This is a genomic window from Terrabacter sp. Ter38 (assembly GCF_024519435.1).
GTDB lineage: Bacteria > Actinomycetota > Actinomycetes > Actinomycetales > Dermatophilaceae > Terrabacter.
On sequence record NZ_JALJRZ010000005.1, the window covers coordinates 152765 to 176298 of the forward strand.

The 23534-nt window shown below is 72.5% G+C and carries 23 protein-coding genes and 1 pseudogene; 7 read left to right on the top strand and 17 right to left on the bottom strand.

Features of this window, described 5'->3' with window-relative positions; translation table 11 throughout:
* Position 1: 1 nt before the first annotated feature.
* The 7 genes from NR112_RS12405 to NR112_RS12435 form a co-directional block, all read right to left on the bottom strand.
* On the bottom strand, positions 2-559 hold the full coding sequence (locus tag NR112_RS12405; RefSeq protein ID WP_256794638.1) for a copper chaperone PCu(A)C: 558 nt from the start codon (positions 557-559) through the stop codon (positions 2-4).
* Positions 560-671: 112 nt separating this feature from the next.
* Positions 672-2312 (bottom strand): LCP family protein, encoded by a 1641-nt coding sequence (locus NR112_RS12410; RefSeq protein ID WP_256794639.1) that lies wholly within the window; start codon positions 2310-2312, stop codon positions 672-674.
* A 129-nt stretch (positions 2313-2441) separates the two neighbouring features.
* On the bottom strand, positions 2442-2780 hold the full coding sequence (locus tag NR112_RS12415) for an ANTAR domain-containing protein (RefSeq protein WP_256794640.1): 339 nt from the start codon (positions 2778-2780) through the stop codon (positions 2442-2444).
* Between the two features lie 376 nt (positions 2781-3156).
* Positions 3157-3900: a response regulator transcription factor gene (locus NR112_RS12420; RefSeq protein WP_256794641.1), complete on the bottom strand. Its 744-nt coding sequence runs from the start codon at positions 3898-3900 to the stop codon at positions 3157-3159.
* Positions 3876-5705 carry a GAF domain-containing protein gene (locus NR112_RS12425; RefSeq protein WP_256794642.1) on the bottom strand — a complete coding sequence of 610 codons (1830 nt, stop codon included), beginning with the start codon at positions 5703-5705 and terminating at the stop codon, positions 3876-3878. The genes NR112_RS12420 and NR112_RS12425 overlap by 25 nt, the downstream gene beginning before the upstream one ends.
* 127 nt (positions 5706-5832) lie before the next feature.
* Positions 5833-6345, bottom strand: coding sequence for a pyridoxamine 5'-phosphate oxidase family protein (locus tag NR112_RS12430; RefSeq protein ID WP_256794643.1), 513 nt, complete (start codon positions 6343-6345; stop codon positions 5833-5835).
* 1 nt (position 6346) lies between these two features.
* Positions 6347-7009 carry a hypothetical protein gene (locus tag NR112_RS12435; RefSeq protein ID WP_256794644.1) on the bottom strand — a complete coding sequence of 221 codons (663 nt, stop codon included), beginning with the start codon at positions 7007-7009 and terminating at the stop codon, positions 6347-6349.
* 297 nt (positions 7010-7306) lie between these two features.
* On the opposite strand from NR112_RS12435, the gene NR112_RS12440 reads away from it, so the two are divergent.
* On the top strand, positions 7307-7717 hold the full coding sequence (locus tag NR112_RS12440) for a universal stress protein (protein ID WP_256794645.1): 411 nt from the start codon (positions 7307-7309) through the stop codon (positions 7715-7717).
* Positions 7718-7720: 3 nt separating this feature from the next.
* Here NR112_RS12440 and NR112_RS12445 read toward each other — a convergent pair whose 3' ends face one another.
* The 5 genes from NR112_RS12445 to NR112_RS12465 form a co-directional block, all read right to left on the bottom strand.
* Positions 7721-8575: a galactosyltransferase-related protein gene (locus NR112_RS12445; RefSeq protein WP_256794646.1), complete on the bottom strand. Its 855-nt coding sequence runs from the start codon at positions 8573-8575 to the stop codon at positions 7721-7723.
* Between the two features lie 59 nt (positions 8576-8634).
* A complete protein-coding gene (locus NR112_RS12450) occupies positions 8635-9738 on the bottom strand; it encodes a glycosyltransferase (RefSeq protein WP_256794647.1) in 1104 nt (367 codons plus the stop codon).
* On the bottom strand, positions 9735-10817 hold the full coding sequence (locus NR112_RS12455) for a glycosyltransferase (protein WP_256794648.1): 1083 nt from the start codon (positions 10815-10817) through the stop codon (positions 9735-9737). Before NR112_RS12455 ends, NR112_RS12450 begins: the two co-directional genes overlap by 4 nt.
* Positions 10805-11896: a glycosyltransferase gene (locus tag NR112_RS12460; RefSeq protein ID WP_256794649.1), complete on the bottom strand. Its 1092-nt coding sequence runs from the start codon at positions 11894-11896 to the stop codon at positions 10805-10807. Before NR112_RS12460 ends, NR112_RS12455 begins: the two co-directional genes overlap by 13 nt.
* Before the next feature lie 188 nt (positions 11897-12084).
* Positions 12085-13443, bottom strand: a complete 1359-nt coding sequence (locus NR112_RS12465) for a cation:proton antiporter (protein ID WP_256794650.1) — start codon at positions 13441-13443, stop codon at positions 12085-12087.
* Between the two features lie 320 nt (positions 13444-13763).
* Here NR112_RS12465 and NR112_RS12470 point away from each other — a divergent pair, with 320 nt between their 5' ends.
* Positions 13764-14528, top strand: coding sequence for an ANTAR domain-containing protein (locus tag NR112_RS12470; protein WP_256794651.1), 765 nt, complete (start codon positions 13764-13766; stop codon positions 14526-14528).
* 16 nt (positions 14529-14544) lie between these two features.
* Here NR112_RS12470 and NR112_RS12475 read toward each other — a convergent pair whose 3' ends face one another.
* Positions 14545-15384, bottom strand: coding sequence for a sigma-70 family RNA polymerase sigma factor (locus NR112_RS12475; protein ID WP_256794652.1), 840 nt, complete (start codon positions 15382-15384; stop codon positions 14545-14547).
* Between the two features lie 132 nt (positions 15385-15516).
* On the opposite strand from NR112_RS12475, the pseudogene NR112_RS22940 reads away from it, so the two are divergent.
* Positions 15517-16052, top strand: a pseudogene (locus NR112_RS22940) (DUF6766 family protein).
* Positions 16053-16147: 95 nt separating this feature from the next.
* A complete protein-coding gene (locus NR112_RS12490; RefSeq protein WP_256794781.1) occupies positions 16148-17020 on the top strand; it encodes an SDR family oxidoreductase in 873 nt (290 codons plus the stop codon).
* Between the two features lie 22 nt (positions 17021-17042).
* On the opposite strand, the gene NR112_RS12495 is transcribed toward NR112_RS12490, so the two are convergent.
* Together NR112_RS12495 and NR112_RS12500 are read right to left on the bottom strand one after the other, a co-directional pair.
* Complete coding sequence (locus NR112_RS12495) at positions 17043-17414, bottom strand: hypothetical protein (RefSeq protein ID WP_256794655.1); 372 nt, start codon at positions 17412-17414, stop codon at positions 17043-17045.
* A gap of 60 nt (positions 17415-17474) precedes the next feature.
* A complete protein-coding gene (locus tag NR112_RS12500) occupies positions 17475-18656 on the bottom strand; it encodes a zinc-dependent alcohol dehydrogenase (protein WP_256794656.1) in 1182 nt (393 codons plus the stop codon).
* A 77-nt stretch (positions 18657-18733) separates the two neighbouring features.
* Here NR112_RS12500 and NR112_RS12505 point away from each other — a divergent pair, with 77 nt between their 5' ends.
* Positions 18734-19687 carry an SDR family oxidoreductase gene (locus NR112_RS12505; protein ID WP_256794657.1) on the top strand — a complete coding sequence of 318 codons (954 nt, stop codon included), beginning with the start codon at positions 18734-18736 and terminating at the stop codon, positions 19685-19687.
* Between the two features lie 67 nt (positions 19688-19754).
* Complete coding sequence (locus NR112_RS12510; protein WP_256794658.1) at positions 19755-20024, top strand: Rho termination factor N-terminal domain-containing protein; 270 nt, start codon at positions 19755-19757, stop codon at positions 20022-20024.
* Between the two features lie 21 nt (positions 20025-20045).
* Here the strand turns inward: NR112_RS12510 and NR112_RS12515 are convergent, their stop codons facing one another.
* Together NR112_RS12515 and NR112_RS12520 are read right to left on the bottom strand one after the other, a co-directional pair.
* Positions 20046-21728, bottom strand: coding sequence for an alpha-amylase family protein (locus tag NR112_RS12515; protein WP_256794659.1), 1683 nt, complete (start codon positions 21726-21728; stop codon positions 20046-20048).
* Entirely contained in the window at positions 21725-22738 is a 1014-nt protein-coding gene (locus tag NR112_RS12520) for a TIGR03885 family FMN-dependent LLM class oxidoreductase (RefSeq protein WP_256794660.1), read from the bottom strand. The genes NR112_RS12515 and NR112_RS12520 overlap by 4 nt, the downstream gene beginning before the upstream one ends.
* A 162-nt stretch (positions 22739-22900) precedes the next feature.
* Between NR112_RS12520 and NR112_RS12525 the strand changes: the two genes are divergently transcribed.
* Positions 22901-23509: a flavodoxin family protein gene (locus tag NR112_RS12525; RefSeq protein WP_256794782.1), complete on the top strand. Its 609-nt coding sequence runs from the start codon at positions 22901-22903 to the stop codon at positions 23507-23509.
* Positions 23510-23534: the final 25 nt, after the last annotated feature.

The window sequence follows — 23534 nt, forward strand, 5'->3', positions numbered from 1 at the left end:
GTCAGCTGGTGGGCGGCGCGACGGGCGAGACCGGCGAGACGGTCGGCAGTCCGAACCCGTCGACGAAGACGTTGACCGTCACGCTGCCGGCCTTCTCGAAGCGGAAGCTCACGGGCAGGAGCCGACCGGCCCGCACGTCGAGCTTCAGGTCGACCATCTCGAGGTGCAGGCCGCCGGGGTACTGCAAGGACACGACACCGTTGCCCGGGACGTCGACCTGCACGGGGGCCTCGGGGCCGTCGGTGCCCTGGCGCATGACGACCTGACGCGCGTACACCGAGCTCACACCCACGAGCCGGTCGGCGGCGTCGCCGTCGTTGGCGAGGGTCGTGAACAGGCCGGTGTTGGACCCGCCGAGGAGCTTGCGGTCCTGGGGAGCGTCGATACGTGTCGCGAGGAGCCGGATGCGGCCGACCTCGGCGTTGACGCTCGTGCCGCGAGCCGGGTCGGTGATGCGCGCCTGCACCGGGTCCGGCTGCGAGGTGCACGCGGCGAGCGGGACGACGCCGAGCGACAGGAGAGCGACGACGACGATCGGGCTGGTCCTCTGGGTCCTCATGGTCGTCAGGGTAGGAGGGGTGCACCGTAGGGCGATTCGCCCGTCGAGGGTGATCCGGTCCGCCTGACGGGTCGGCGTCACGTCCGGGAGCCGCGCGCGCCCGCGACGGTCCTCAGCACTGCGCGTACGGCGTCGTCGTCGGGCTCGGCGTCGCGGGGCGCGGCGTCCGGATCGCCGCGCCCGTGCCGCTCGCTGAACCGGGCGTCGTGGACGTCGGCGTCGGTGTCCTCGCGGGCTTCGGCGCGGCGATCCCCTTCCTGACGAGGGCCCGGATCCTCGCGTAGTCGGGGTCCCACGGCTTGATGCCGTCGTCGAGGGTCAGCGTCACGCTGTTGACCCTGGCCTTCTGCACCCGCTCGACGAGGTCGACGAACGCCGGCAGGCTCCGGGCCGGGATGTCGGTGTAGATGTTGTCGCGCGCGATGCGGGCCAGCTGGGGATACCGCCCCACCATCTCGGCCGGGTTCACCTGCTCGACAATCGCCTTGACCACGCACCGCTGGCGGGCCTGGCGGAACGTGTCGCTGTCGGCGGCACGCGAGCGGGCGTACCAGAGCGAGTGCCACCCGTCGAGGTGCTGGCGACCGGGCGTGAACCAGGCCTTGACGCCGACGATGCGCTGGTCGGCGGTGACGTGCCCGCCGATCGGCAGCGGCCCGCCCGTGCCGGCGTTCTTGACGTTGATGTCGAGCCCGCCCATGGCGTCGATGAGCAGCGAGAAGCCCTTGAGGTCGATGACGACGACGTGGTCGATGGTGAGCCCGACGATCTGCTGCACGGTGCCGCGGATCTCCTCCCGACCCGGCACGACGCCCTTCGGGTACGCGCCCGGGTGGTCGACGGCATACGCCTCCGCCTCGCTGTAGAGGTTGGTGAGCAGGCACTGGCCGGTCACGCCGGGCGCGTTCTGGGCGCAGGACCGCTCGGGCGAGCCGAAGCGGCCGGACGGGTAGCGGGCGAGGAGGGGGCTGCCGGGGGCGAGCGGCGCCTTGAGCAGGTTGCGGGGCATCGAGATGAGCGTCGTGCGCCCGGAGTGCGTGTCGATGCTCGCGACGATCATCGAGTCCGTGCGGGTGCCGATGCGGTCGGAACCCGCGTCGGAGCCGAGCAGCAGCACGTTGACCCGGGCCTGCTCGGCCCACGGGTCGTCGCCCTCGACGACCTTCGCGCCCACGCCCGGTCGCGACGGTGGCGCGGAGAAGACGACCTCGACGGTGTCCTGGGTGATGAGGGCGTAGTCCGCGGCGGTCAGGGCCCCCCCGCCCACGACGAGCACCATGAGCGTCGTGAAGGCGGCGAGCAGGCCGGTGCGGCCGCGGTCGAGCGTGCCCGGTCGCGCCTGGACGGCGGTCAGGACGATGGATGCGCACCAGACAAGGCCCCAGGTCCCGATCACGACGACGGCGCCGCGGAGCAGGTCGGGCCGGGCGACGACCGTCAGTGCAGCACTCGTGACGCCCCGGGTCAGCACGGCGTAGGCCCCGACGGCGACCGCGGCGAGGGTGACGCCGAGGATGGTCCAGCCGACCCGACGGCTACGGGTCTGGGTCAGCCCGGCGCCCGGCAGGATTGTGCCGAGGGCCGTGAGACCGAGTGCGCGGCGCAAGCCGGACCCAGGCTCACGGCGCACCTGGCTGCGACCCGGCTCACCCGGCTCACCCGGCTCACCCGGCTCACCCGGCTCACCCGCCCCGGTCGCTGCCGGCGGCGGCGCGTCCGGCGGCCGCGGTCCGTGCGCGGCGCCGTCCGGCATCATCGTGCTCCTCCCGGCCTGGCCACACGCGCAGGTCACCGAATGACATCATCTCTCCCGGCGGCGCCGAGCAGAAGCACTTCGGCGAACGGCCCTCCAGAGGGCCGGCGGGCCCAGCGGCCCCGCCGGTCACGACCGGTCGATGAGCCCCGTCTCGACGACCTCGAGCGCCAGCACGTGCAGCTTGACGTTGCGCGCCATGCTGGCCCTCCGCAGCTCGTCGAACGCCTGATCGCGAGTCACGCGGCGCAACGCCATGAGGATGCCGATGGCGGCGCCGATGTCACGGCTGTGGGCGAGGGCGGCCTCGAGCTGGAGGGCGCGCGACTCGGCGGCGTCGAGACGCTCGAGCGCCTCGAGGAGGTAGGTCTCGACCGGATTCAGCTGCTTGTCGGCCACGTCGGACGCCCCGAAGACCGTCTCGACCCCGTCCTGGGGCGAGGTGCCCGCCACGACGTGTGGCTCCATGCGAGAACTCCTACTGGTACCCCGCCGGCGGCCTTTGCTCGACCGCGATCTGGCGCCCGTCAAGCCTAGGGGACTGGTCCGACGGATGGTGCCGAGCGGGTGGGGTGTCCGGTTCGTCCGGGAGGGCGCGGCGCGCGGCGAGCGGCGAGCGCACGCGGCGAGCGCACGCGGCGAGCGACTGACCCGGCGCTCGCTGGGTACTCGTCACCCGGCGGCATCGTCGCTCTTCAACCAGCCAGGGGCGGCGGTGACGTCGCAGGACGGACCGGATCCGGACACACAGCGAGACGGCACCCGCTCGGGGGATCGGGTGCCGCCTCACCCACACCATCGCGGCCCGCGTTCATCCGTTACAGCCTCCGGATCGCGTATGCCGTCACGGCCGCCCGTGGTGATCCGCGGGCTCCGTGCCGTGCTGGGCGCCGTAGACCGCCGCCTGGGTGCGGCGCTCGAAGCCGAGCTTGGCGAGCAGGCCGGACACGTAGTTCTTCACGGTCTTCTCGGCGAGGTGCAGCCGTTCGCCGATCTGGCGGTTGGTCAGTCCCTCGGCGATGAGGGTGAGGATCTCCTGCTCCCGGTCGGTCAGGGTCCCCGTGCGCGAGCCGGCTTGCGCCGAGCCCGCCCGTCCCGACGCGTGGCCACGGCCGCCGTCCGCGGTGTCGGCGCCCAAGGGGCGGCGGATCCGCTCGAGCAGGCGCTCGACGAGGGCCGGGTCGATGAGGGAGTGGCCGGCGGCGACGTGTGCGACCGCCTCGGTGAGGGACGTGCCCCGGATCTGCTTGAGCAGGTAGCCCGAGGCCCCGGCCATGACCGCCGCGAAGAGGGCGTCGTCGTCGTCGTAGGAGGTGAGGATGAGACAGCGCGTGCCGGGGCTGCTCACCTGGACGTCGCGGCACACGTCGATGCCGCTCCCGTCGGGCAGCCGCGCGTCGAGCAGCGCCACCTGGGGAGCGAGCGTCGGGATGCGTCGCAGGGCCTCGGCGGCGGTGCCGGCCTCACCGACGACCCGGAAGCCGTCGTGCGACTCGAGCAGGTCGACGAGCCCTCGACGGACGATCTCGTGGTCGTCGAGGAGGAACACCGTGACCGGCGTCGTCACGGGGTCAGCAGGGCGGTCCATCTCAGCACCGTCTCCCTCTCGTGGGTCGTCAGCGTGCAGTCCCCGCCGCGGTCGCGGGCGCGAGTCGTGAGGTTGGCTACGCCGCGGTGCCGTCGCTCGAGCGGGTGCGTGGTCCGCCCAGTGGCGTCGGCGGGGTCGCGGACACCCGGGGTCCCCGAGCCCTGTCGGCGCGTTCCGTCGGGCCCCGCGGCCCGGGTTGCCGGGCCGTCGTCGGTCACCTCGACCGTGACGTCCTCCGACGTGGCGGCGACGCGGACGGAGACGGCCGAGCACCGCGCGTGCTTGACGACGTTGGTCAGTCCCTCGCGGAGGACGGCTGTGACGTCGTGGAGCAGCACGGGGTCGATGACCGTCGCGACCGGCCCCTCGAGGCTCAGGGTCGGCTCGAGGCCGAGACCTGCCGTCGCGGCGGCCACCACCTCGAGCAGCACGGCGCGGGCGTCGAGCGACGACGGGGGTTCCTGCAGCTCGAAGATCGAGGCCCGGATCCGTCGGATCGTCTCGTCGAGGTCCTCGACCGCCCGGTCCAGGGCCCCGCGGAGCGTCGCGTCGGTGGCCCGCGCGGTGACCGCCTCGAGCGACAGGGCCGTCGCGAAGATGCGCTGGATGACGTGGTCGTGCAGGTCGCGCGCGATGCGGTGGCGGTCCTCGAGCACCGCGATGCGCTCCTCGTCGGCGCGGCCGTCCGCGAGCTCGAGCGCGAGCGCGGCGTGGGTCGCGAGCTGCTCGGCCATCTCGACGTCGGTGGGGGTGAACGGGCGGCTCCCGGCCCGTCGGGCGACGACGACGGCGCCGCGCACCCCGGCCTCGCCGACGAGCGGACAGGCCATGGCCGGGCCGCCGGCCCCGGCCTCGGCGACGGAGGCGAGGGTCGCGTCGGCGGGCCCGGACGCCTCGGCGAGGACCACCCGACGCTCGCGCATCGCGGTACCGGCCAGCGAGGGACCGGAGCGGTATGCCGTCCCGACGAGACCGTCGGCACCCACCCCGCGCGCGACCCCGACGACGAGGCGGACGGCATACGCCAGCGGTTCGTCGGCGTCGGCGAGGACGGCGTCGGTCTCGCGGTCGGGGAAGTCGAGGGTGACGACGTCGGCGTCGGCGAGGCGCAGCACCGCATCGGCGATGCGGACGAGGACCTGTTCGCCGAGGCCGGGTCGGAGCAGGTCGCGGCTGATCTCGGCCGACGCCCGCAGCCACTCCTGACGTCGTCGCGACTCCTCGTAGAGGCGAGCGTTCTCGATGGCCACACCGGCGCTCGCGGCGAGGGCTACGACGAGGTCCTCGTCGTCGGGCGAGAAGTCCGAGCCGTCGACGCGCTCGGCCAGGTAGAGGTTGCCGAAGACCTCGCCGCGGGACCGCACCGGCACCCCGAGGAAGCCCTGCATCGGCGGGTGCCCGGCGGGGAAGCCGACGGACCGCGGGTCGTCGGAGATGGCGTGCAGGCGGATCGGCTCCGGCTCCTCGATCAGCGCTCCGAGCACGCCGCGCCCGGTGGGCAGGTGGCCGATCAGCTCGACCACCTCCGCGTCCATGCCCGAGTGGATGAACTGCTCGAGCCGGCCGTCGATCCCGATGACCCCGAGCGCGGCGTAGCGGGCGCCGGCGACGGTGCGTGCTGCCTCGACGATGCGCCGCAGCACGGCAGGGAGCGCGAGCTCCGAGACGACGGAGCGGTTGGCCGCGAGCAGGCCACGCAGCCGGTCCTCCGCCGAGCCCATCGGGGCCGTCGAGGCTGCCCTGCGTGCCGAGCCGCGCGATCCCGGTGCACCGGCCGGGCGGGGCGACGGGACACGCTCGACCATCAGCGTGTCGTCCGCGCAGGACAGGCGTCCGCCCCGCCCCGACCGGTCGCGCACGTCGCCGTCATCACCCAAGGCTAGGCCCGCGCGGCTGCGCCGGTGGCTCGTTGTCGCAGGACGGGTCGGGCGGTCAGCGGGCACTGCGTCGCGCCGCGGGCGGCACGCGCTGCGACCCGAAGGAACGGCCGGTGATCCGCTCGACGCTGATCCCGATGAAGACGTTGCGCACGCCACCAGCCCAGGGCTCGGCACCCTCGACGGTCCACAGGTGGGTGAGCAGCGCTGGTGACGCGACGGCTTGGGCGCGACCGCGGGCGATGACGCTCCACCCCGTGTGTGCCATGTCGTCGAGGTCGTCGACCTCGAAGACCACCTGGGTCGGCCGCACGAGTTCCGAGAGCACGCCGAAGGGTGAGGTCCGGAAGACGATGAGGTCGGCCGCGCAGGCATAGCTGACGGGGAAGATCTGCGGGCCGTGGCCGGCGTTCCACCCGATGCGCCCGACGTCGCGGGACTCGAGCAGGGCCTGGCACTCGGACGGGGTCAGGTCGGCGTAGTTGATGCGTCGGCTCGACCGCTGCCCGTGGTCGCCGTGGTCGGTGTGGTCGCCGCTCTTGCCGGCGGGCCGGCCGGTCGTCGTCATGTCAGGACCTCGGCGTCGGCCCGGCCGAGGCCAGGCGTTGGGGGTGGTGGGCGCGGCCGGGGTCACGTCCCACAGGCCGTCCGAGCTCGACGGCGCTGACCGGGCGCGGCTCGGGCGTCACGGCGCGGAGCATCGCTCGGCACCGGTCGAGCTCGGCCCGCACCCGGGCCAGCTCGGTGCGCACCTCGAGGAAGTGCCCGAGGTGGTCGCCGATGCTGCGCGCCCACGCGTCGACGGCACGCCAGTCGGCGCACCACGTCATGGGGATGGTGGACCGACCGTCCTCCGGTCCCGCCTCGGTGCCGGCGTGCGGCGGCTCGGCGGGCCGGGCCGGGACCAACGGCCGGCCGCTCAACGGCCGGCCGCTCCAGTGGCTGACGTGCAGGTGGTCGACGGCGACGACGAGGTCGAAGCCCTCCGTCGACGTGATCGCGACGCACGGGCGGCACGTGACGCGGTGGCCGGCGTGCGAGAGCTCGTCGGCGATCGCCGCGGCGATCGCCTCGTCGATCCCCGCGGTCGTCGCCGCGAACGAGGGCGACGAGGGGGCCGTGGCGCTCGCGCCGGTGGCCACCCCGGCCTGGAGCACCCCCGTGGCATACGACTGTGGCGCCGCCTCCGGCGGGGGTCGGGGGGTGGAGTACGTGATGAGGACGGTGCACATGGTGCTCTCCCTGGTCGGCGGCGCCTGGCGAGGCGCTTCTTCGAGGGTGCGCCGCAGTGGGTGGGCGATGACACGGCCGAAGGTCGCCAGGTGCCGGGACCAAGGTCCCGGATCGGACAGGACCGATGCATCTGTCGGCGGGCCGGGTCGCGGCAGAGGCTGGACACAGAGGTGGGCACCATGGATGAGACGAGACGGCGTGACCCGGGTCCGGCGCGCTCCGGGGCGGACCGTGTGGCGACCCGAGCCGCTGGGGCGCGGGGGGCTGGCGCGGCTCGGCAGAACGGCAGGATCGTCGTGGGTGTCGACGGCTCGAAGCAGAGCCGCGCCGCGCTGCGCTGGGCCTGTGCCGACGCCCGCGCCACGGGGTCGACGGTCGTCGCGGTCGCGGTGTGGCACCTCTACCCGCTGGCGCCGCCCGAGCGTGTCGGTGCGTCGCCGTGGTGGTTCACGGCCGACCCCGAGGAGGCCACCCGGGCCTTCCTCGCGGAGGTCGTGGACGAGGTGGCCGGGGACTTCCCGGACGTCGTCGTCGAGCAGCGGGTGCTGTCGGGGCATGCCGCCGAGCAGCTGATCAGCCTGTCCGCGGTCGCGGACCTCGTCGTCCTCGGGGCGACCGGCAGCGGTGGCTTCGCCGGCATGTCGCTGGGCTCGACGAGCCGCGCCGTCGTCGAGCACGCCCTCAGCACCGTGGTCCTCGCCCGCTGACGTTCAGCCGGGCGCGTCTCCGGTGACCCTCCACGTGCCGTCGGGATCGCGCCGGGCGAGCCCCCGCGTGGCGAACGCGTCGAGCCATCCCTCCATCGGCCACCAGCCCCACCGGCGGGCGAAGCGGTTGGCATTGGCGACGATGTCGTGCACGTGCTGGACGGGCGGCGAGCTCGTCGGGTGATGCTGATGGTGTGCTGCGGCGCCGCCGACCCAGAGCAGGCGCCCACCGGAGCCGCCGAGGCGCTGGCCGAAGTCGGTGTCCTCGCCGCCGTAGCCGACGTATCCCTCGTCGAAGCCTCCGACGGCCTCCCACGAGCGCACGGTCAGCGCGAAGGACAGCGACCAGAAGAGCCGCAGGTCCTCGGCGGGACGCACCTCGTCCGGGGCCAACACCGGCCGTGCGGGGTGCGGGGCGGCGAGGGCGGCGAGGTCGAGGTCCCGGTAGTCGCGTCCCGCCGGGGCCGGTGGCAGGTAGGCCACCTCTCCGGAGAGGACGAGCGGTGCCCCGCCCGGCCCGAGACGGCGCCGGTGCTCGTCGGCCAGCACGGCCGCATACCGCTCGACGAGTCGCGGCGACGGGATGCAGTCGACGTCGAGGAGCACGACCTGCTCGGCGCGAGCGCGGGCGGCGACGGCGACCCCGAGATTGCGCGCCGCGGCCAGGGGTAGCCTGCCCTCGCGTCGCGGCAGGCTCGCGACCCGCACGTCCCACGGCCCCGCCTGCGACCGGGCGAGCGGCTCGACCTCCGGGTCGTCCATGGCGACGACCACGTGCAGGTCCGGCAGGCGGCTCTGGCGACGCAGGCCCCACAGCTGGCGCGCGAGGTGCGTGTGGCGCCCGTGCACGATCGTCACCACGGCCACGCTCGGCGCCCTGCGCGCGGACGTCCCAGCTTCTGCTGCGTGGGCGGTGGTCACGACGCCGTACGCATGTCGCCGCCACGGCGGTGGTGGCGGTCGGCGAGCTCGTCCAGCCTGGCCGCTGCGTAGGGCGCCCCGTGGCCGGTGGACCACTGGCGCCAGCCCTCCCCGCCGCGGTCGAGGGCCTGCTCGAGCAGGCCGGGCCACGCCGAGGCGAGCGGCCACGCGGGGACGCCGACCGCGACCCCGAGCCGGTCGACGGCGGCGGCCGTCGCCACCTGCTCGTCGAAGGGTCGCGGCTGGGCCACGACGACGGCGGGACGGCGCGCCGCGGCGACCTCGGCGACGGCGTTCTGGCCGCCGTGCGTGACGACGACGTCGGCAGACTCGAGGTCGGCCCACAGGTCTGGCGACGGCGAGCCAGGGCCGCGCTCGACCCACTCCCAACCCGGTGTCGCGGCCCGGGCGGCGGCCACCTCGACGGCGGACGTCGACCGTCCGCCGCCGCCCCAGAGGACGAGGACGCGTCGCGGCGACGTCTCGTCAGGCTCCGGCCCGGCAGCGGTGGGGCTGTCCACCCACGCCTCGATGCCGCCCGCGGGCGAGCCGAGGGACGTGCGTCGACGGGCCGGGACCCGGTCGTCGAAACGCGAGATGCCCCCGACCGCCCACAGCTTGTCCCGCCACGACGCGGGCCAGGCGGTCGCGTGGGCCGCCTCGGGCCACGGGGCGAGCAGTGCCTCGGCCAGGTCGTAGGCGAGGACGTGGGCGCGGTCAGTGCGTTCCCCGGGCATCGCCAGCACGACCACCGGTACCCCGCACAGCCGGACGAGCGTCGCGACCTCCACCGACACGTCGACGACGACGAGCGAGGGCCGCATCCGCGTGACCCACTCGGTCAGGGCGGCGGCACGGCGGGCCAACCCGACGTCGTGCAGGGGGACCCAGTGCAGCACGTCGCCCGCCCGGGGGTCGGCGCGGGCGACCTCGCAGGCGGGCATGCGGTCGTCGCGGTCGAGCTGCAGCCACTCCGACGTCCAACCGTCGGGGGGCGGAAGGGAGCTGAGACCGGTGACCGGGGACCTGAGGTGCTCGGCGACGGCCTGCAGGCGGGTCAGGTGGCCGAGCCCCTGGTGGTGGACGTACCAGCCGATCACGCGGCACCGGACATCGCAGTGAGGGACTCGTAGATCCCGAGGTAGCTCTCGACCATGCGGTCCACCGAGCAGGCCGCGACGGCATGGGCCCGGCACGCGGCCCGGTCGAGGTCGACGGCCGCGGCCACGGCGTCGACAGCGGCCGCGTCGTCGCAGTCGCGGGGGAGCAGCAGCCCGACGCCGGGCACGACGAACTCGCCCAGGCCGCCGCGATCGAGGGCCACGACCGGCGTGCCGCACGCAAGGGACTCCGCCGCGACGAGGCCGTACGGCTCGTCCCACTCCGGCGTCACGAGCGTGGCCGCGCTCGCCCCGACGAGGGCGACGAGGCCGTCGGTGTCGAGGTGGCCGACGTACTCGACGTCGTCCCCGAGCTCGCCCGCGACGTGCCGGGTGAAGTAGTCCGCATCGCCGACCGGGCCCGCGAGGCGGAGCCGTCGGCCTGCCGCCCGGGCCATGGCGATGGCCCGGTGCGGTGCCTTCTCCGGCACGAGCCGTCCCACCCAGACGAGGTCGTCGCCGCCGGGTCCTTCGACCCATCGGTCGACGTCGACTCCGTTGTGCACGACGTGCGCCGGGGTGACGTGCGCCCACGACCGCGCGGTGTGCTCGCTCACGGCGACGAAATAGCTGTGCCGCAGAGGGTTCCGTGACCGGGTGCCGATCTCGATCGCGGGCTCGAGCCACGGGGTCGGCGGAGTGTGCAGGGTCGTGAGCACGGGCGACGGCAACGAGTCGGCCATCGCGACCGGCAGGTGGTGGAGGCTGTTGTTGTGCACGACCGCGACATCGGGACGTCGCTGGAGCGCGAGCATGACCTGCAGGTAGGCGTGGTGCTCGCGCAGCCACGCCTCCGGCACCATCGAGGTGTCGCTCCGGGCAGCGTGGCTCAGGCGCAGGGGCTCCACGTCGAGCGCGGTGGCCCCCAACGCCGGGTCGCTGCCCGGGCCGGCGAAGAAGGACACGTCGACACCCTGTCGTCTCAGCCCTCGCACGAGGTGCCACGTCAGCGACTCCAGGCCCCCGGCGAACGGCTCCGCGATGGGGTGCCTCGCGGCAGCGAGGATCACGACGCGCATGCGACACCCCCCTTCGCCGCCGCAGCCAGCACGGCGGCATACACCTGCTCGTGGGCGCGCGAGACGTCGTGGCGCTCGCGCCTGCGCTCCTCCGACCCGGCCCGCCACGACGGCCGCTCGCGGTACGCGCTCAGGAGGGTGTCCCGGAGCGTCGGGGCCCCGCCCGCGGGGGACCCCGGCGCGCGGTAGAGGAGGCACGGACGCTGGTCGGCGTAGTGGCCGCAGTCGGGGGCGACGACCGTCGTGCCGAGGTCGTGGCACGCCTCGAGCCAGCCCGAGTGCGTGCCGAAGCGGTAGGGCAGCACCGACACGTCGAGGGACTGGAGGTAGTCCCACAGGTCGTCGTCGCTGAAGTAGTCGTGCACGTGCAGGTCGACGCCGTCGGTCGCTGCGAGCTCCCGGAGCCGGGGCTCGAGGTCGGTCGCGTGCCGAGGACCGCCCGGCGTCATGACGTCGGTGTGCGCGTCGACGCGCAACCGGGCACCGGGCATCTCGGGCAGCGTGGCGACGATGCTCTCGATGACGGGCAGGGGGTCCATGCCCGCGCGCAGGCTCTTGACGTGGACCCCGATGACGTAGCCGCGATGCGGCACCCGGGGTCGGGACAGACGCGGCTCCTCGACGACGTGCGGGTGGGGCACGACGAGCGCCTCGCGTCCCCACCGCTCGGCGATCTCCGCCGCGGCACCGGAGGTGAGCGTGATGAGGGCGTCCGCCGCCTCGACGAGGACCCCGAGCTGCGCGTCGTGCAGCTGGCGCTCGTGGTGGTGCGGGTTGCGCAGGTCGTGCACGGTCAGCACGAGGGGCTTGCCGTGGCGGCGCAGGCTGGAGGCGACCCGGGCGAGGTCGTCGGGTGACACGGCGTCGAAGCCGAAGTGCACGTGCATCACGTCGAAGTCGGTGGCGTGGGCGTCGACCCAGCCGGGCTCGAGCATCCGCGGCGGCCACCACTGGGCATCGGGGACGTCGGCACGGGGACGGGGGTCGGGCAGCCGCGTCACCGTCGTGTCGCCGTCAGGGGGAGCGAGGTGACGGACGTAGACGTGGCCTGCGGGGACGGACGCGATGACGGGGCTCAAACCGGTATGCCTCTCGGGTGCACACCGCCCGACGCACCGAAGGAGGGGGCGCCGGCGCGGGTTCAGGGGGCCGCTGGGCTGGAGCCTCCACGCAGGTCCATACCCGGGTAGCGGCCCGGTCACACCGATCCGGTGGATCGTGTGCGGTATGAGGTGGTTTCGCCCGCCCGGCCGGCGCGCGCATGCCGTCAGACCGCCCTCGCGGCGGCGCGCTCCCGCCGGCGCTCGAGGTAGCCCATGACCGGAGTGGCGAGCGTGCCGTGGACCATGACCGACAGCAGGATGGTGAAGGCGACCGTCGACCACAACCACCGCTCGTCGGCGAAGGCGTGCTCGCCGGCGGCGAAGGCGAGGTAGTAGAGCGAGCCGATGCCGCGCACCCCGAAGAATGCCGTGGCGAGCGTCTCGCGGCGACCGAGCCCGCCCGGGAGGTCGGCCGGGCGGGCCCGCAGCCGCAGACTCGCCCATCCGGACAGCGGGCGGACGACGAAGACGAGGGCGACGGCGATGACGACGCCGCGCCAGTCGAGCTCGTCGAGCACCCCCTTGGTCATCGCCATGCCGAGCATGAGCAGGATGATGAGGGTCAGCAGGCGCTCGAGCCGCTGGACGACCTCGTGCATCGAGCGGTGGTAGCGGTGGTTGCGCTCGGCCGCCCGCAACGTCATGCCGCACGCGAACACCGAGAGGAAGCCGTAGCCCCCGACGAGCTGGCTCAGGCCGTAGGTCATGACGAGCGCGGCGAGGACGAGAAGTGGCTCACCCTGCTCGGCGAGTCGCAGCGACCGGCGCGACGACCGGAAGGCGACCCGGGCCAGGCCCCACCCGACGGCCACGCCGACGAGCACGCCGACGACGACCTTGCCGACGAGGTCCCAGGCCAGCCAGTGCAGGCCCCACGACGAGAAGCTTCCGGCCGACGCGAGGAGCACCGCGGCCGTGACGAAGGGGAACGCCAGCCCGTCGTTGAGTCCGGCCTCGGACGTCAGCGCGAAGCGGACGTCGTCCCGCTCGTCGACCGGCTCACCCAGGGCTTCTCCGTCCTCGGCGCCGTCGTCACCGGTCTCGCCCGCTGGGCCCGAGCCGTCGACCCGCGGACCCTCCACCTGGACGTCGCTGGCGAGCACCGGGTCGGTCGGTGCGAGCGCCGCGCCGAGCAGCAGCGCCGCGGCGGGCGCGACACCGAGACCCCACCCGAGCAGGGCCACCGACGCGATCGTCAGTGGCATCGCGACGGCGAGCAGCCGCCACGTCGGTGACCACGAGGCCCAGGCGGACCGGCTGCGCCAGTCGAACGAGCGGTCGATCGCGAGACCGACGCCCATGAGCGCGACGAGGATCGTGAACTCGGTGACGCGCTCCACCTGAGGCCGGATGACGACCGGGTCCAGGCGCATGCCCTCGGGCAACGGCAGCAGGCCGATGCCCATGCCGAGGACGAGGAGCACCATCGCGGCCGACACGGCATACCGTTCGAGAGCCGCCGGCAGGACAGCCGCGAGGAACATCGCCAGACCGGCGATGAGATAGATCAGGTTGATCGACATGACGACACGGGGTTGCTCCTCGGGGTGGGCCTCATGATGACCTACCCGACCGGGTGACCCGCCGATCGTCGCCCGTGCGCGGCCCAGGAGACAGCACGCCGGGTCGAGAGGACGTCGACGACGTTCGCCTTCGGCCCCTGCGGTCTGCCGGCTCCCTTTTTGGCCGGCAGACCTGCGCAGCAGACGCCCCGGGACGCATGGCACGCTGTGTCCATTGCACCCCCGTAGGTGCACGCGTGCAACCAGAGCGGGCCGCCTCGTGGAACCCTCGCCACACCGTGTGTCGAGGTCTACGGTCGGGGGAGAAGGAAGGGTGAGCCATGGGCGTGGACGAGCTGGCACCCGGTGACGACGCGCTCCGCGACGTCGCCGAGGCTTTCGCGAAGCTCGGGGCGGAACTCGGGTCGTCGGGTGCCGACGACACCCTCGACGCGCTCGCACGAGCGGCGGTCGAGCGCGTGCCCGGGGCGAAGTGGGCGAGCATCACGAGCTACGAGCACGACCGCTTCCACACGGTCGCGGCGACGGACGAGATCGCCCGACGTGCCGATGCCATCCAGTACGCCGTCGGGTCCGGACCGTGCATCGACGCCATCGTCGACGACACCCTCTACCGCCCCCGCGACCTCCGACATGACGAACGGTGGCCCGAGTACGGCGAACGCGTCTCGAGGGAGCTCGGCATGAGCAGCATGCTGTCCTACCGCTTGGGCCACGGGATCGGCGACCGCGTCGACGGCCTCAACATGTACTCCGACGAGCTCGCGGCGTTCGACGAGCGGTCCGAGCTCATCGGGCTCATGCTGGCCACGCACGGAGCGCTGGCGGTGGCGCTGGCGGCCAACCAGGAGCGGGTCGAGCACCTCCAGACGGCCCTGCTGTCGAACCGTGAGATCGGTGTCGCCATGGGGGTGCTCATGGCCAGGCACCGGGTCACCCGGGACCAGGCGTTCGGCCTGCTGCGGATGGCGAGCCAGAACTCCAACCGCAAGCTGCACGACGTGGCCCTCCAGGTGGCTGACACCGGTTCGCTGCCGCCGATCCCGGGCGAGCGTTCGCGACGCAGGGAGCGTGCCGCCGACTGAGGCGAACGACACGCGTTCACGAGGCGGTGCTCATCTCCTCGCCCACGTCCGGCTGCCCGGTCGGGTCCACGTCGTGCTCGGTGAGCTGCTCGTGGAGCCGGACCGTGATGCGTCGGAGAGTCCGCGAGACCTGCATCTGGCTGACGCCACGCACCTCGCCGATCTCGCGCTGGGTCATCCCCTCGACATAGCGCATGAGCAGCAGCTCGCGCTCGTCGTCGTCGAGCTCGGTCAGGGCCTCGGCGAGGCACACGCGGTCGTCGGCGCCGACGAGGTCGTCGTCGTCCGCGGCAAGGAAGGCCGAGAGGCCCGGCCGATCCTCGTCCGAAGGGCTGCAGTCGAGCGAGAGCGGACGGAAGCCGGTGGCTGCCGTGGCCACCTCCCGCACCTCCTCGACGGACGCCCCGACGGCCTGGGCCAGCTCTGCGTCCGTGGGGGTGGCACCGAGCTCCTGCTCGAGACGGCCCCGAACCGACTGCAGGTTGGCGCGCAGCTCCTGGAGGCGTCGCGGCGGACGCACGACCCAGCCGCGGTCGCGGAACCATCGCTTGAGCTCCCCGGAGATCGTGGGGACGGCATAGGCGGCGAACGACGGGGCGTGCCCCGGCTCGTAGCGGCGGACGGCCTTGACGAGTGCCAGCCGGGCGACCTGGACGAGGTCGTCGTGCTCGACGCCTCGACCGTCGTACCGCCCCGCCATGGAGGAGCAGAGATCGAGGTAGAGGTGGACGATCTCCTCGACGATCGGCTCGGAGTCCTCCGGGGTGCGGGCGGCGGCGAGGCGACGGAAGAGCTCGGACGTCTCGGCGTCACGCTCGGCGAAGGAAAGTCGGGGATGCTGAGGGGCCTGCGACATGACTCATCTCCGGGGTGCGGTGACGGAGTCGGCGCTGTAGTTGGACCGCTCAGATGATTCGACAGTGCCACGCGGAGGCAGATTTGGCAACAGTCTGGGTCAGCGAGAACCGATGGGCTGCAGCAGATCTCGATGCTCCGCTACCTGTCGTCGTCGTCCTTCGCCGTGGACCTCCTCGAGAACTGGCAGTCCGAGTACCTTCAGTTCACGTTGTACATCCTGCTGACGGTCTGGCTGGTGCAGCGGGGCTCGTCGGAGTCGAAGAAGCCGGGCGACGAGGGTCGTGGCTCCGACGAGGAACAGCTCCTCCGACGCCTCGCGCGCCCCCACTCGCCCAGGTGGGCGCAGCGGGGAGGCTGGCGCCGCACGGTCTACTCGCACTCGCTCGTCGTGGTCATGGGCGTCATCTTCGTCTGTGCTGGCCGGCCCAGGCGGTGACCGGGCACCACGCCGAGAACGAGCAGCGGATGCGGGACCTTCTCGACCCGGTCGGGCTCGGCGACGATCTCGCGGGCCCGCACTTCTGGTCACGGACCGTGCAGAACTGGCAGTCCGAGATGCTGGCGATCGGCTCGATGGCCGTCCTCGCGATCTGTCTTCGCGAGCGTGGTTCACCCGAGTCGAAGCCGGTCGGCAGGCCCCATGACGTCACGACGTCGGATGACTGAGCCGCGTGAGACGGCCCGGCCCGGGTACGCGTAGGGCGCACCCGCTTCGACTGGAAGGATCGACCGTGTCCGAGATCGCCGACCGTGCCCAGGGCATGGTGCGCCACGACGACAAGGGCGGCTTCCCCGCCCAGCAGCAGGACCCGCCCGGACTGACGAGCCAGATGCATCCGGAGCCGGACCACGGCGAGCAGACCTACGTCGGTCACGGCCGGCTCGAGGGGAGACGGGCACTCATCACCGGTGGGGACTCCGGCATCGGGCGGGCCATCGCGATCGCGTACGCCCGTGAAGGTGCCGACGTCGCGATCAGCTACCTGCCTGCCGAGCAGTCCGACGCAGAGGACACCCTGCGCTGGATCGAGAAGGCCGGTCGCACCGGCGTGCTCGTGCCGGGCGACCTCGTCGAGCGTCAGGCCTGCATGCAGGCGGTCGCCGACGCGGTCCGTGGCCTGGGGGGCCTCGACATCCTCGTCAACAACGCCGGCTACCACTGGGACCGCGGTCCCGAGGGGCTGGAGGGGCTCCAGCCGGAGCACGTCGAGCGGGTCCTGCGCACCAACCTCTACGCGGTGATCTGGCTCTGCCAGGCGGCACTGCCGCATCTTCGACCTGGCTCGTCGATCATCAACACGACGTCCATCCAGGCCTACGACCCGTCGCCCGCGCTGCTCGACTACGCGGCTACCAAGGCTGCACTCAACAACCTCACCGTCAACCTCGCGGCGTCACTCGGGCCCAAGGGGATTCGCGTGAATGCCGTGGCCCCGGGACCGATCTGGACGCCGTTGCAGCCGGCGACGCGAGACAGCCGGAAGATCGAGACGTTCGGAGCGGACACGCCGCTGGGACGGGCCGGCCAGCCCGGAGAGGTCGCACCGGCATACGTCTTTCTGGCGTCCCCGGCGGAGGCCAGCTACGTGTCGGGCACCGTGCTCGGGGTGACGGGTGGCGGAGCGGTCTTCTGAGACGCTGCGTCAGCGGCAGGGGTCAGTCGTCTCGTTCCCACGGAGGGTCCTCGCCCATCTTCGCGTAGTACTTCGCCAGGTGGCTGCGGACCCGGTCGCGGTCCTTGCCCGGCACGTCGACCCCGCCGCGTGAGCCCTGCATGACCGCGGCAGCCGCCATGACGGCGCGCGGTACGGCCTTGAGGCGGCCGTCGACGACGTCGGCGACGAGGAGCTTGTAGGCCGTGAAGTTCCCCTTGCTCTCCGCGTCGTACCAGACGTGCGCGTCGCGGTACTTCTCGTTCGGCTCGTCCTCGGCCCCGGCCCACGCCCGTACCCGCTTCTCGGCTGCGTCACCGTCCCACTCCCGATCGCGGTCCGCGAGGGGAAGGTCCTGGAAGCTCGTCACACTCATGGATGGGTCTCCTTGTCAGGTGTTCTGTTGCGCGGTGGCCGGCACGGTGTGCACCTTCGCTCAGGGGTGCAGGACGACCTTGAGGCACTCGTCTCGCTTCTCCTGGAAGATGCGGTAGAAGTCCGGCGCATCCGAGAGGCTGCCGTGGTGCGTCGCCAGGCTCTCGAGTCCCAGGACGTCCTCGTCGGCCCGGACGATGTCGAGCAGCTCGTCGCTCCAGCGGCGCACGTGGCACTGGCCCATCCGGATCGTCAGGCCCTTGTCGAAGAGGTCCATCATCGGCATCGGGTCGGCCATGCCCCCGTAGACGCCGCTGATGGACAGGGTGCCGCCCCGCCGCACGGCTGCGACCGCAGTGTGCAAGGCCGCGAGCCGGTCGATGCCGAAGGTCTCGATGGCACCTCGGGCGAGGGGCTTGGGCAAGCGGCTGGCGCCGGCGATGACCTTCTCCGAGAACGGGTTCCCGTGGGCCTCCATGCCGACTGCATCGATGACCGCATCCGGCCCACGACCGTCGGTCAGGTCCTTGAGGGCCTGCGCCACATCGAGGTCGGACGCATCGATGACCTCGGCGCCGCTGGCTCGGGCCTTCTCGATGCGGTCGGGCACGAGGTCGACGCCGATGACCCGTCCGACGCCGCGGTGCAGCGCCGATCTGACGGCGAGCTGGCCCACCGGACCCAGCCCCAGCACGGCCAGGGTGTCGCTGCCGTTGACGTCGGCGTACTCCACGGCCTGCCACGCCGTAGGCAGGATGTCGGAGAGGTAGAGGAAGCGCTCGTCGGGCATCTCGTGGGGGATGACGATGGGCCCGAAGTCGGCGTGCGGCACGAGGACCCTCTCCGCCTGACCGCCCGGCACCGAGCCGTAGAGGCTCGTGTAGCCGAAGAGGCTGGCGCCCTTGCCGGAGTCGGTGTTCTGCGTCGTCTCGCACTGGGCGAACAGGCCACGCTGGCACATCCAGCAGCGACCGCAGGAGATGTTGAACGGGACGACCACGCGGTCGCCGACGGCGAGGGTGGCGACCCCCGGACCGACCTCCTCGACGATTCCCATGAACTCGTGCCCGAGCACGTCGCCGGGCTCCAGGTACGGCGCGAGAACTCGGTAGAGGTGGAGGTCTGACCCGCAGATGGCGGTCGAGGTGACCCGCACGACGGCGTCGGTTGTGTGAGCCATGACAGGGTCGGGTACGTCGGTCACACGAACGTCCTCGATGCCGTGCCAGGTCAGAGCCCTCATGGAGCGGACCTACCCACGGCGGGCCCGCGGAAACCGGGGGTGAGCAGCGAGCGGCGCAACCACGCCAGGAGGCGAGCATGGGCCCGACCGACGACATCGTGCACGACCAGCCTGTCGCCCTCGTGCTGGGCGCCTCGCGCGGGTTGGGTTTTCTCGTCGCGAGGGAGCTGCTGACGCGGGGTCACCGGGTCGTCGTGGCGGCGCGCGACGAGGCGGAGGTCGAGGCTGCCGCCGCGGCCCTGGCCGAGTACGGGCCGGTCACGGCGGAGCCCTGTGACGTGCGCGACCGGCACGACGTGGGAGAGCTGGTCGGCCGGGTGGAGCACTCGGTCGGACCCATCGAGGTGCTCGTCACGGTGGCGGGGGTCATCCAGACCGCACCTGTCGAGTCGTTGGCCCTGCACGAGTTCGAGGACGCGATGGACACGATGGCCTGGGGACCGATCCATGCCGCCATGACGGTCCTGCCGCACATGCGTCGGCGCGGTCACGGCCGCATCGGGACGGTCACCTCGGTCGGTGGCATGGTCTCGCCGCCGCACCTGCTGCCCTACGCAACGGCGAAGTTCGCTGCGGTCGGCTTCTCGGACGGCCTGGCCGCGGCGCTCAGCGGTAGCGGCGTCACGGCCACGACGATCGTGCCCGGCCTGATGCGGACCGGGGGCCACCTGCACGCGCGGTTCGGCGGAGACCCTGCGGCCGAGTACGCGTGGTTCGCCCCCGCGGCCTCGCTCCCGCTGCTCTCGATCGATGCCGACCGCGCCGCCCGGCGCATCGTCGACGCGGTGGTGGCCGGGAGCCCGATGGTCGTGCTGACGCCGTTGGCCTGGGTGGGGATCCGGGTGCGAGGTCTCGCGCCGGGGACGACGACCCGCGTGATGGGTCTGATGGGTCGTCTCCTGCCGCGCGCGCCGGCCCGCGGGGGCGCCCGCACCGTCGACGGTGCCGAGGCTCGACGTCGGCTGGGCTCGGCCGTCGTCGACCGGCTGACGACGCTCGGGGACCGAGCAGCACGCCGCAACAGCGGATGACCCTGCACGTGTCGGAGCGCCGCGAGGCGGGTAGGCCCCAGGTGAGGACCTCGGACAAGGAGGCACCATGCCACGCAGGACACCCGGACCCTCTGTGAAGGACCAGCACCTCTACGAGTCGCTGCGCGACGACGGGGCGAGCAAGGAGAAGGCTGCACGCATCTCGAACGCAGCGGCCGCGAGCTCTCGCTCCGCCGTCAGCCGCAAGGGTGGCCGGGCCGGCGACTACGAGGACATGACGAAGGACCAGCTGATGAAGCGCGCCCGAGAGGTGGGCATCCGAGGCCGGTCGAGCATGAACAAGTCCCAGCTGATCTCCGCGTTGCGTCACCACTGACAGGCGTGCGCGACGCCGCCCTCAAAGGAGCGGGTCGTCTCCGTCGCGCACGACGAGGAGCCACCGGTAGCCGTACGGCTCCAGGTCGATGTCGAACCGCCCGGAAGCCGTGACGTCGAGGTCGGGCCGGTCCCCGAGAACGTCGACGAGCCGGGCGCCCGCGGGCAGGTCGGCCACGGTGAGTGGCACGACGGCCCCCTCCTCGCCGAGGTTGTGCACGGCGAGCATGGCCCAGTCCTCGCAGCGGCTGACGTGGGCGAGGACAGACGGCACCGAGTGGTCGAGCACCTCGACGGTCGCCCACCCGCTCGCGGGCAGCTGGCGGTAGCGACGCGCCAGACTCCGCACGAACCACCACAGCGAGCCGGGGTCCCGCCGCTGGTCGGCGACGTTGACGTGCTCCGGTCCCCAGACCCCGTCGGGCATGGGTCGGGTGAGCCGGCGTGGGGAGGCGGTCGAGAAGCCGCCGCTCGGTGCGGACGTCCACTGCATGGGGGTGCGCACCGCGAGCCGGCCCGGCACGTCGAGGTTCTCACCCATGCCGATCTCCTCGCCGTAGAAGAGCACCGGGGTGCCGGGCAGGGAGAACATCAGGGAGTACGCGAGCCGCACCCTTCGCTCGTCACCGCTGACCATGGGCGGGAGGCGGCGTCGCAGACCGCGTCCGTAGAGCTGCATGTCAGGGTCGGGACCGAAGGCGTCGAAGACCTCGCGCCGCTCCTTCTGGGTGAGCTTGTCGAGCGTCAGCTCGTCGTGGTTGCGCACGAAGCTGGCCCACTGGCTCGTGACGTCGAGCGGGGGCCTCTCACGCAGGGCAGCGGCGAGCGGGCCGGCGTCACCGCGAGCCAGGGAGAGGTAGAAGCGCTGCATCCCGATGAAGTCGAACTGCATGTTGAGCCCGTCCCCGTCGTCGCCGCCGAAGAACCGGCGTTGCTCGGGGTAGGGCAGGTTGACCTCGCCGAGAAGCACGGCGTCGCCCACCCGGCGGGTCACGAACGACCGGACGTCACCGAGGTAGCGGTCGGGGTTGAAGGCGTCGTCGTCGTCGACGCCGGGCACCCCGTCGCGGGCGAAGAGGAACGGAACAGCATCCACCCGGAACCCGGACACGCCGAGCTCGAGCCAGAAGCCGAGGGTCCTCGAGATCTCCTCCTGGACAGCCGGATTCGCGACGTTGAGGTCAGGCTGGTGCTTGTAGAAGTGGTGGAGGTAGTAGTCGCCGGTCTTGTCGTCCCGCTCCCAGATGCTGTCCTCCTCGTCCGGGAAGACGACGTCCTTCGCGCTCGACCGCGGCTTCGTCCGGCTCCACACGTAGTAGTCGCGGTACGGGTCCTCGCGGCTGCGGCGGGCGGACTTGAACCAGGGGTGCTGGTCGGAGGTGTGGTTCATGACGAAGTCGACGATGATCCGGATGCCGTGGGCGCGGGCGGTGCGCACGAGCTCGACGAAGTCGCCCAGTGTGCCGAGGTGTGGGTCGACGCCGAAGAAGTCGGTGATGTCGTAGCCGTCGTCCTTGCGGGCCGTCGGGTAGAAGGGCATCAGCCAGAGACAGGTCACCCCGAGGTCGGCGAGGTACTCGATGCGGTCGGTCATCCCGCGCAGGTCACCCACGCCGTCACCGTCGGAGTCCTGGAACGTCTCGATGTCGGCGCAGTAGAGGACGGCGTTCTTCCACCACACGTCACCCGTGTCGCTCATCCTCATCGTGCCACCTCCGGTGCGCCCTGAGGTGAGGCGCCTTGCGCCGCAGGGCTGGACACCGACAGCTGGGGGAGCACGGCGGTGCCGAACGCGTCGATGAAGGGTGCCTGGTGCTGGCCGACGAAGTGCACGTAGAACTCGTCCCAGCCCAGGTCGGCATAGTCCTGCAGCCACTGCGCGTGGCGGTCGAGGTCGGCCGAGACGAGCACGGGACCCCGAAGCTGGTCCGGCGAGACCGTCTCTCCGATGAGGTCGAAGGCCTCGACGGTCTCGGTGTCCCACGCGACGGGCGGCCCGATCACGTTGCTGCGCCACTGGTCGTGGGCGACGTGCAGTGCCTCGTCCTCGGTGGGTGCCCAGCTCACGTGCACCTGCAGCCGGGCGGGACCGCGTCCACCGGCGTCGCGATAGGCCGCCAGGACCCTGCGCAGCGTCTCGGGTGGTTGGTTCACCGTGATGAGGCCGTCGGCCCAGCCGGCGTGACGCGCGGCCGTCTCTGCGGTCACCGCTGGTCCGACGAGGTCGGGAACGGGATCCGCCAGCGTCCAGAGTCGCGCCCGGTTGACCGAGACGAGCCCGTCGTGGCTGACCTCCTCTCCGGCGAGGAGGCGTCGGATCACGTCGACGCACTCGACCAGGCGGGCGTCCCGGACCTCCTTGCGCGGCCACGCGGCACCGGTCACCCGTTCGTTCGAGGCCTCGCCCGACCCGAGCGCGGCCCAGAAGCGTCCGGGGAACATCTGCCCGAGCGTCGCGATGGCCTGCGCGGTGACGGCGGGGTGGTAGCGCTGCCCCGGAGCCGTGACGACGCCGAAGGGCAGAGACGTCGTGGCGAGGGCCGCGCCGAGCCAGCTCCACGCGTACCCGGACTCGCCCTGGCGGCTGCTCCACGGCGAGATGTGGTCGGACGACATGGCCGCCGTGAAGCCGGCGTCCTGCGCCGCGCGAACGTCCCGGAGGAGCTGGGCGGGGTCGATCTGCTCGTGCGAGCAGTGGAATCCGATGACGGTCATGCGTCCCCACGCAACCGCACCGACAGAGGCGCCGTCAACGCCCAGCGGCCCCGGGGTGTCTGCTGTTGCTGGGATCCGAGCGAATGGGTACGGGCGGAAGACCCTGTTCGTTCGACCCGATCGCCCGACGCGTTCGTCGACACCCCGGAGGTTCCCGTGCCCCTGACCGCTCTCGCGCTCAACTGCACGCTCAGTCCGTCGCCGACCGAGTCGAGCACGGAGCTGCTCGCGCAACAGGTCCTCGACGCCCTCGCCGAGCACGACGTCCGCGGCTCCATGATCCGGGTCGTGGACCACGACGTCCGTCCCGGGGTGGAGCTCGACATGGCCGACGGCGACGCGTGGCCGGACATCCGTGAGCAGCTGATCGCGAGCGACATCCTCGTCCTCGCGACGCCGACCTGGCTGGGGCAGCACAGCAGCGTGTGTCAGCGGGTGCTCGAGCGCCTCGACGCCGAACTGTCCGAGAAGGACGAGCAGGGCCGGTTGCTCACCTACGGCAAGGTCGCCGTGGTGGTCGTCGTCGGCAACGAGGACGGCGCCCACCACATCAGCGCGGTCGCGTTCCAGTCGCTCAACGACGTCGGGTTCACCATCCCGGCCGGTGGGGTGACGTACTGGAACGGCGAGGCCATGAGCGGCACCGACTACAAGGACCTCGACTCCACCCCCGAAACGGTCGCGCGCACGACGCGTACGCTGGCGGCCAACGCTGCCCACCTCGCACGACTGCTCGGCACCGAGGGCTACCCGCCCTCGGACGCGACCTGACCGTTAGCGATCACCGGCCGGTCGT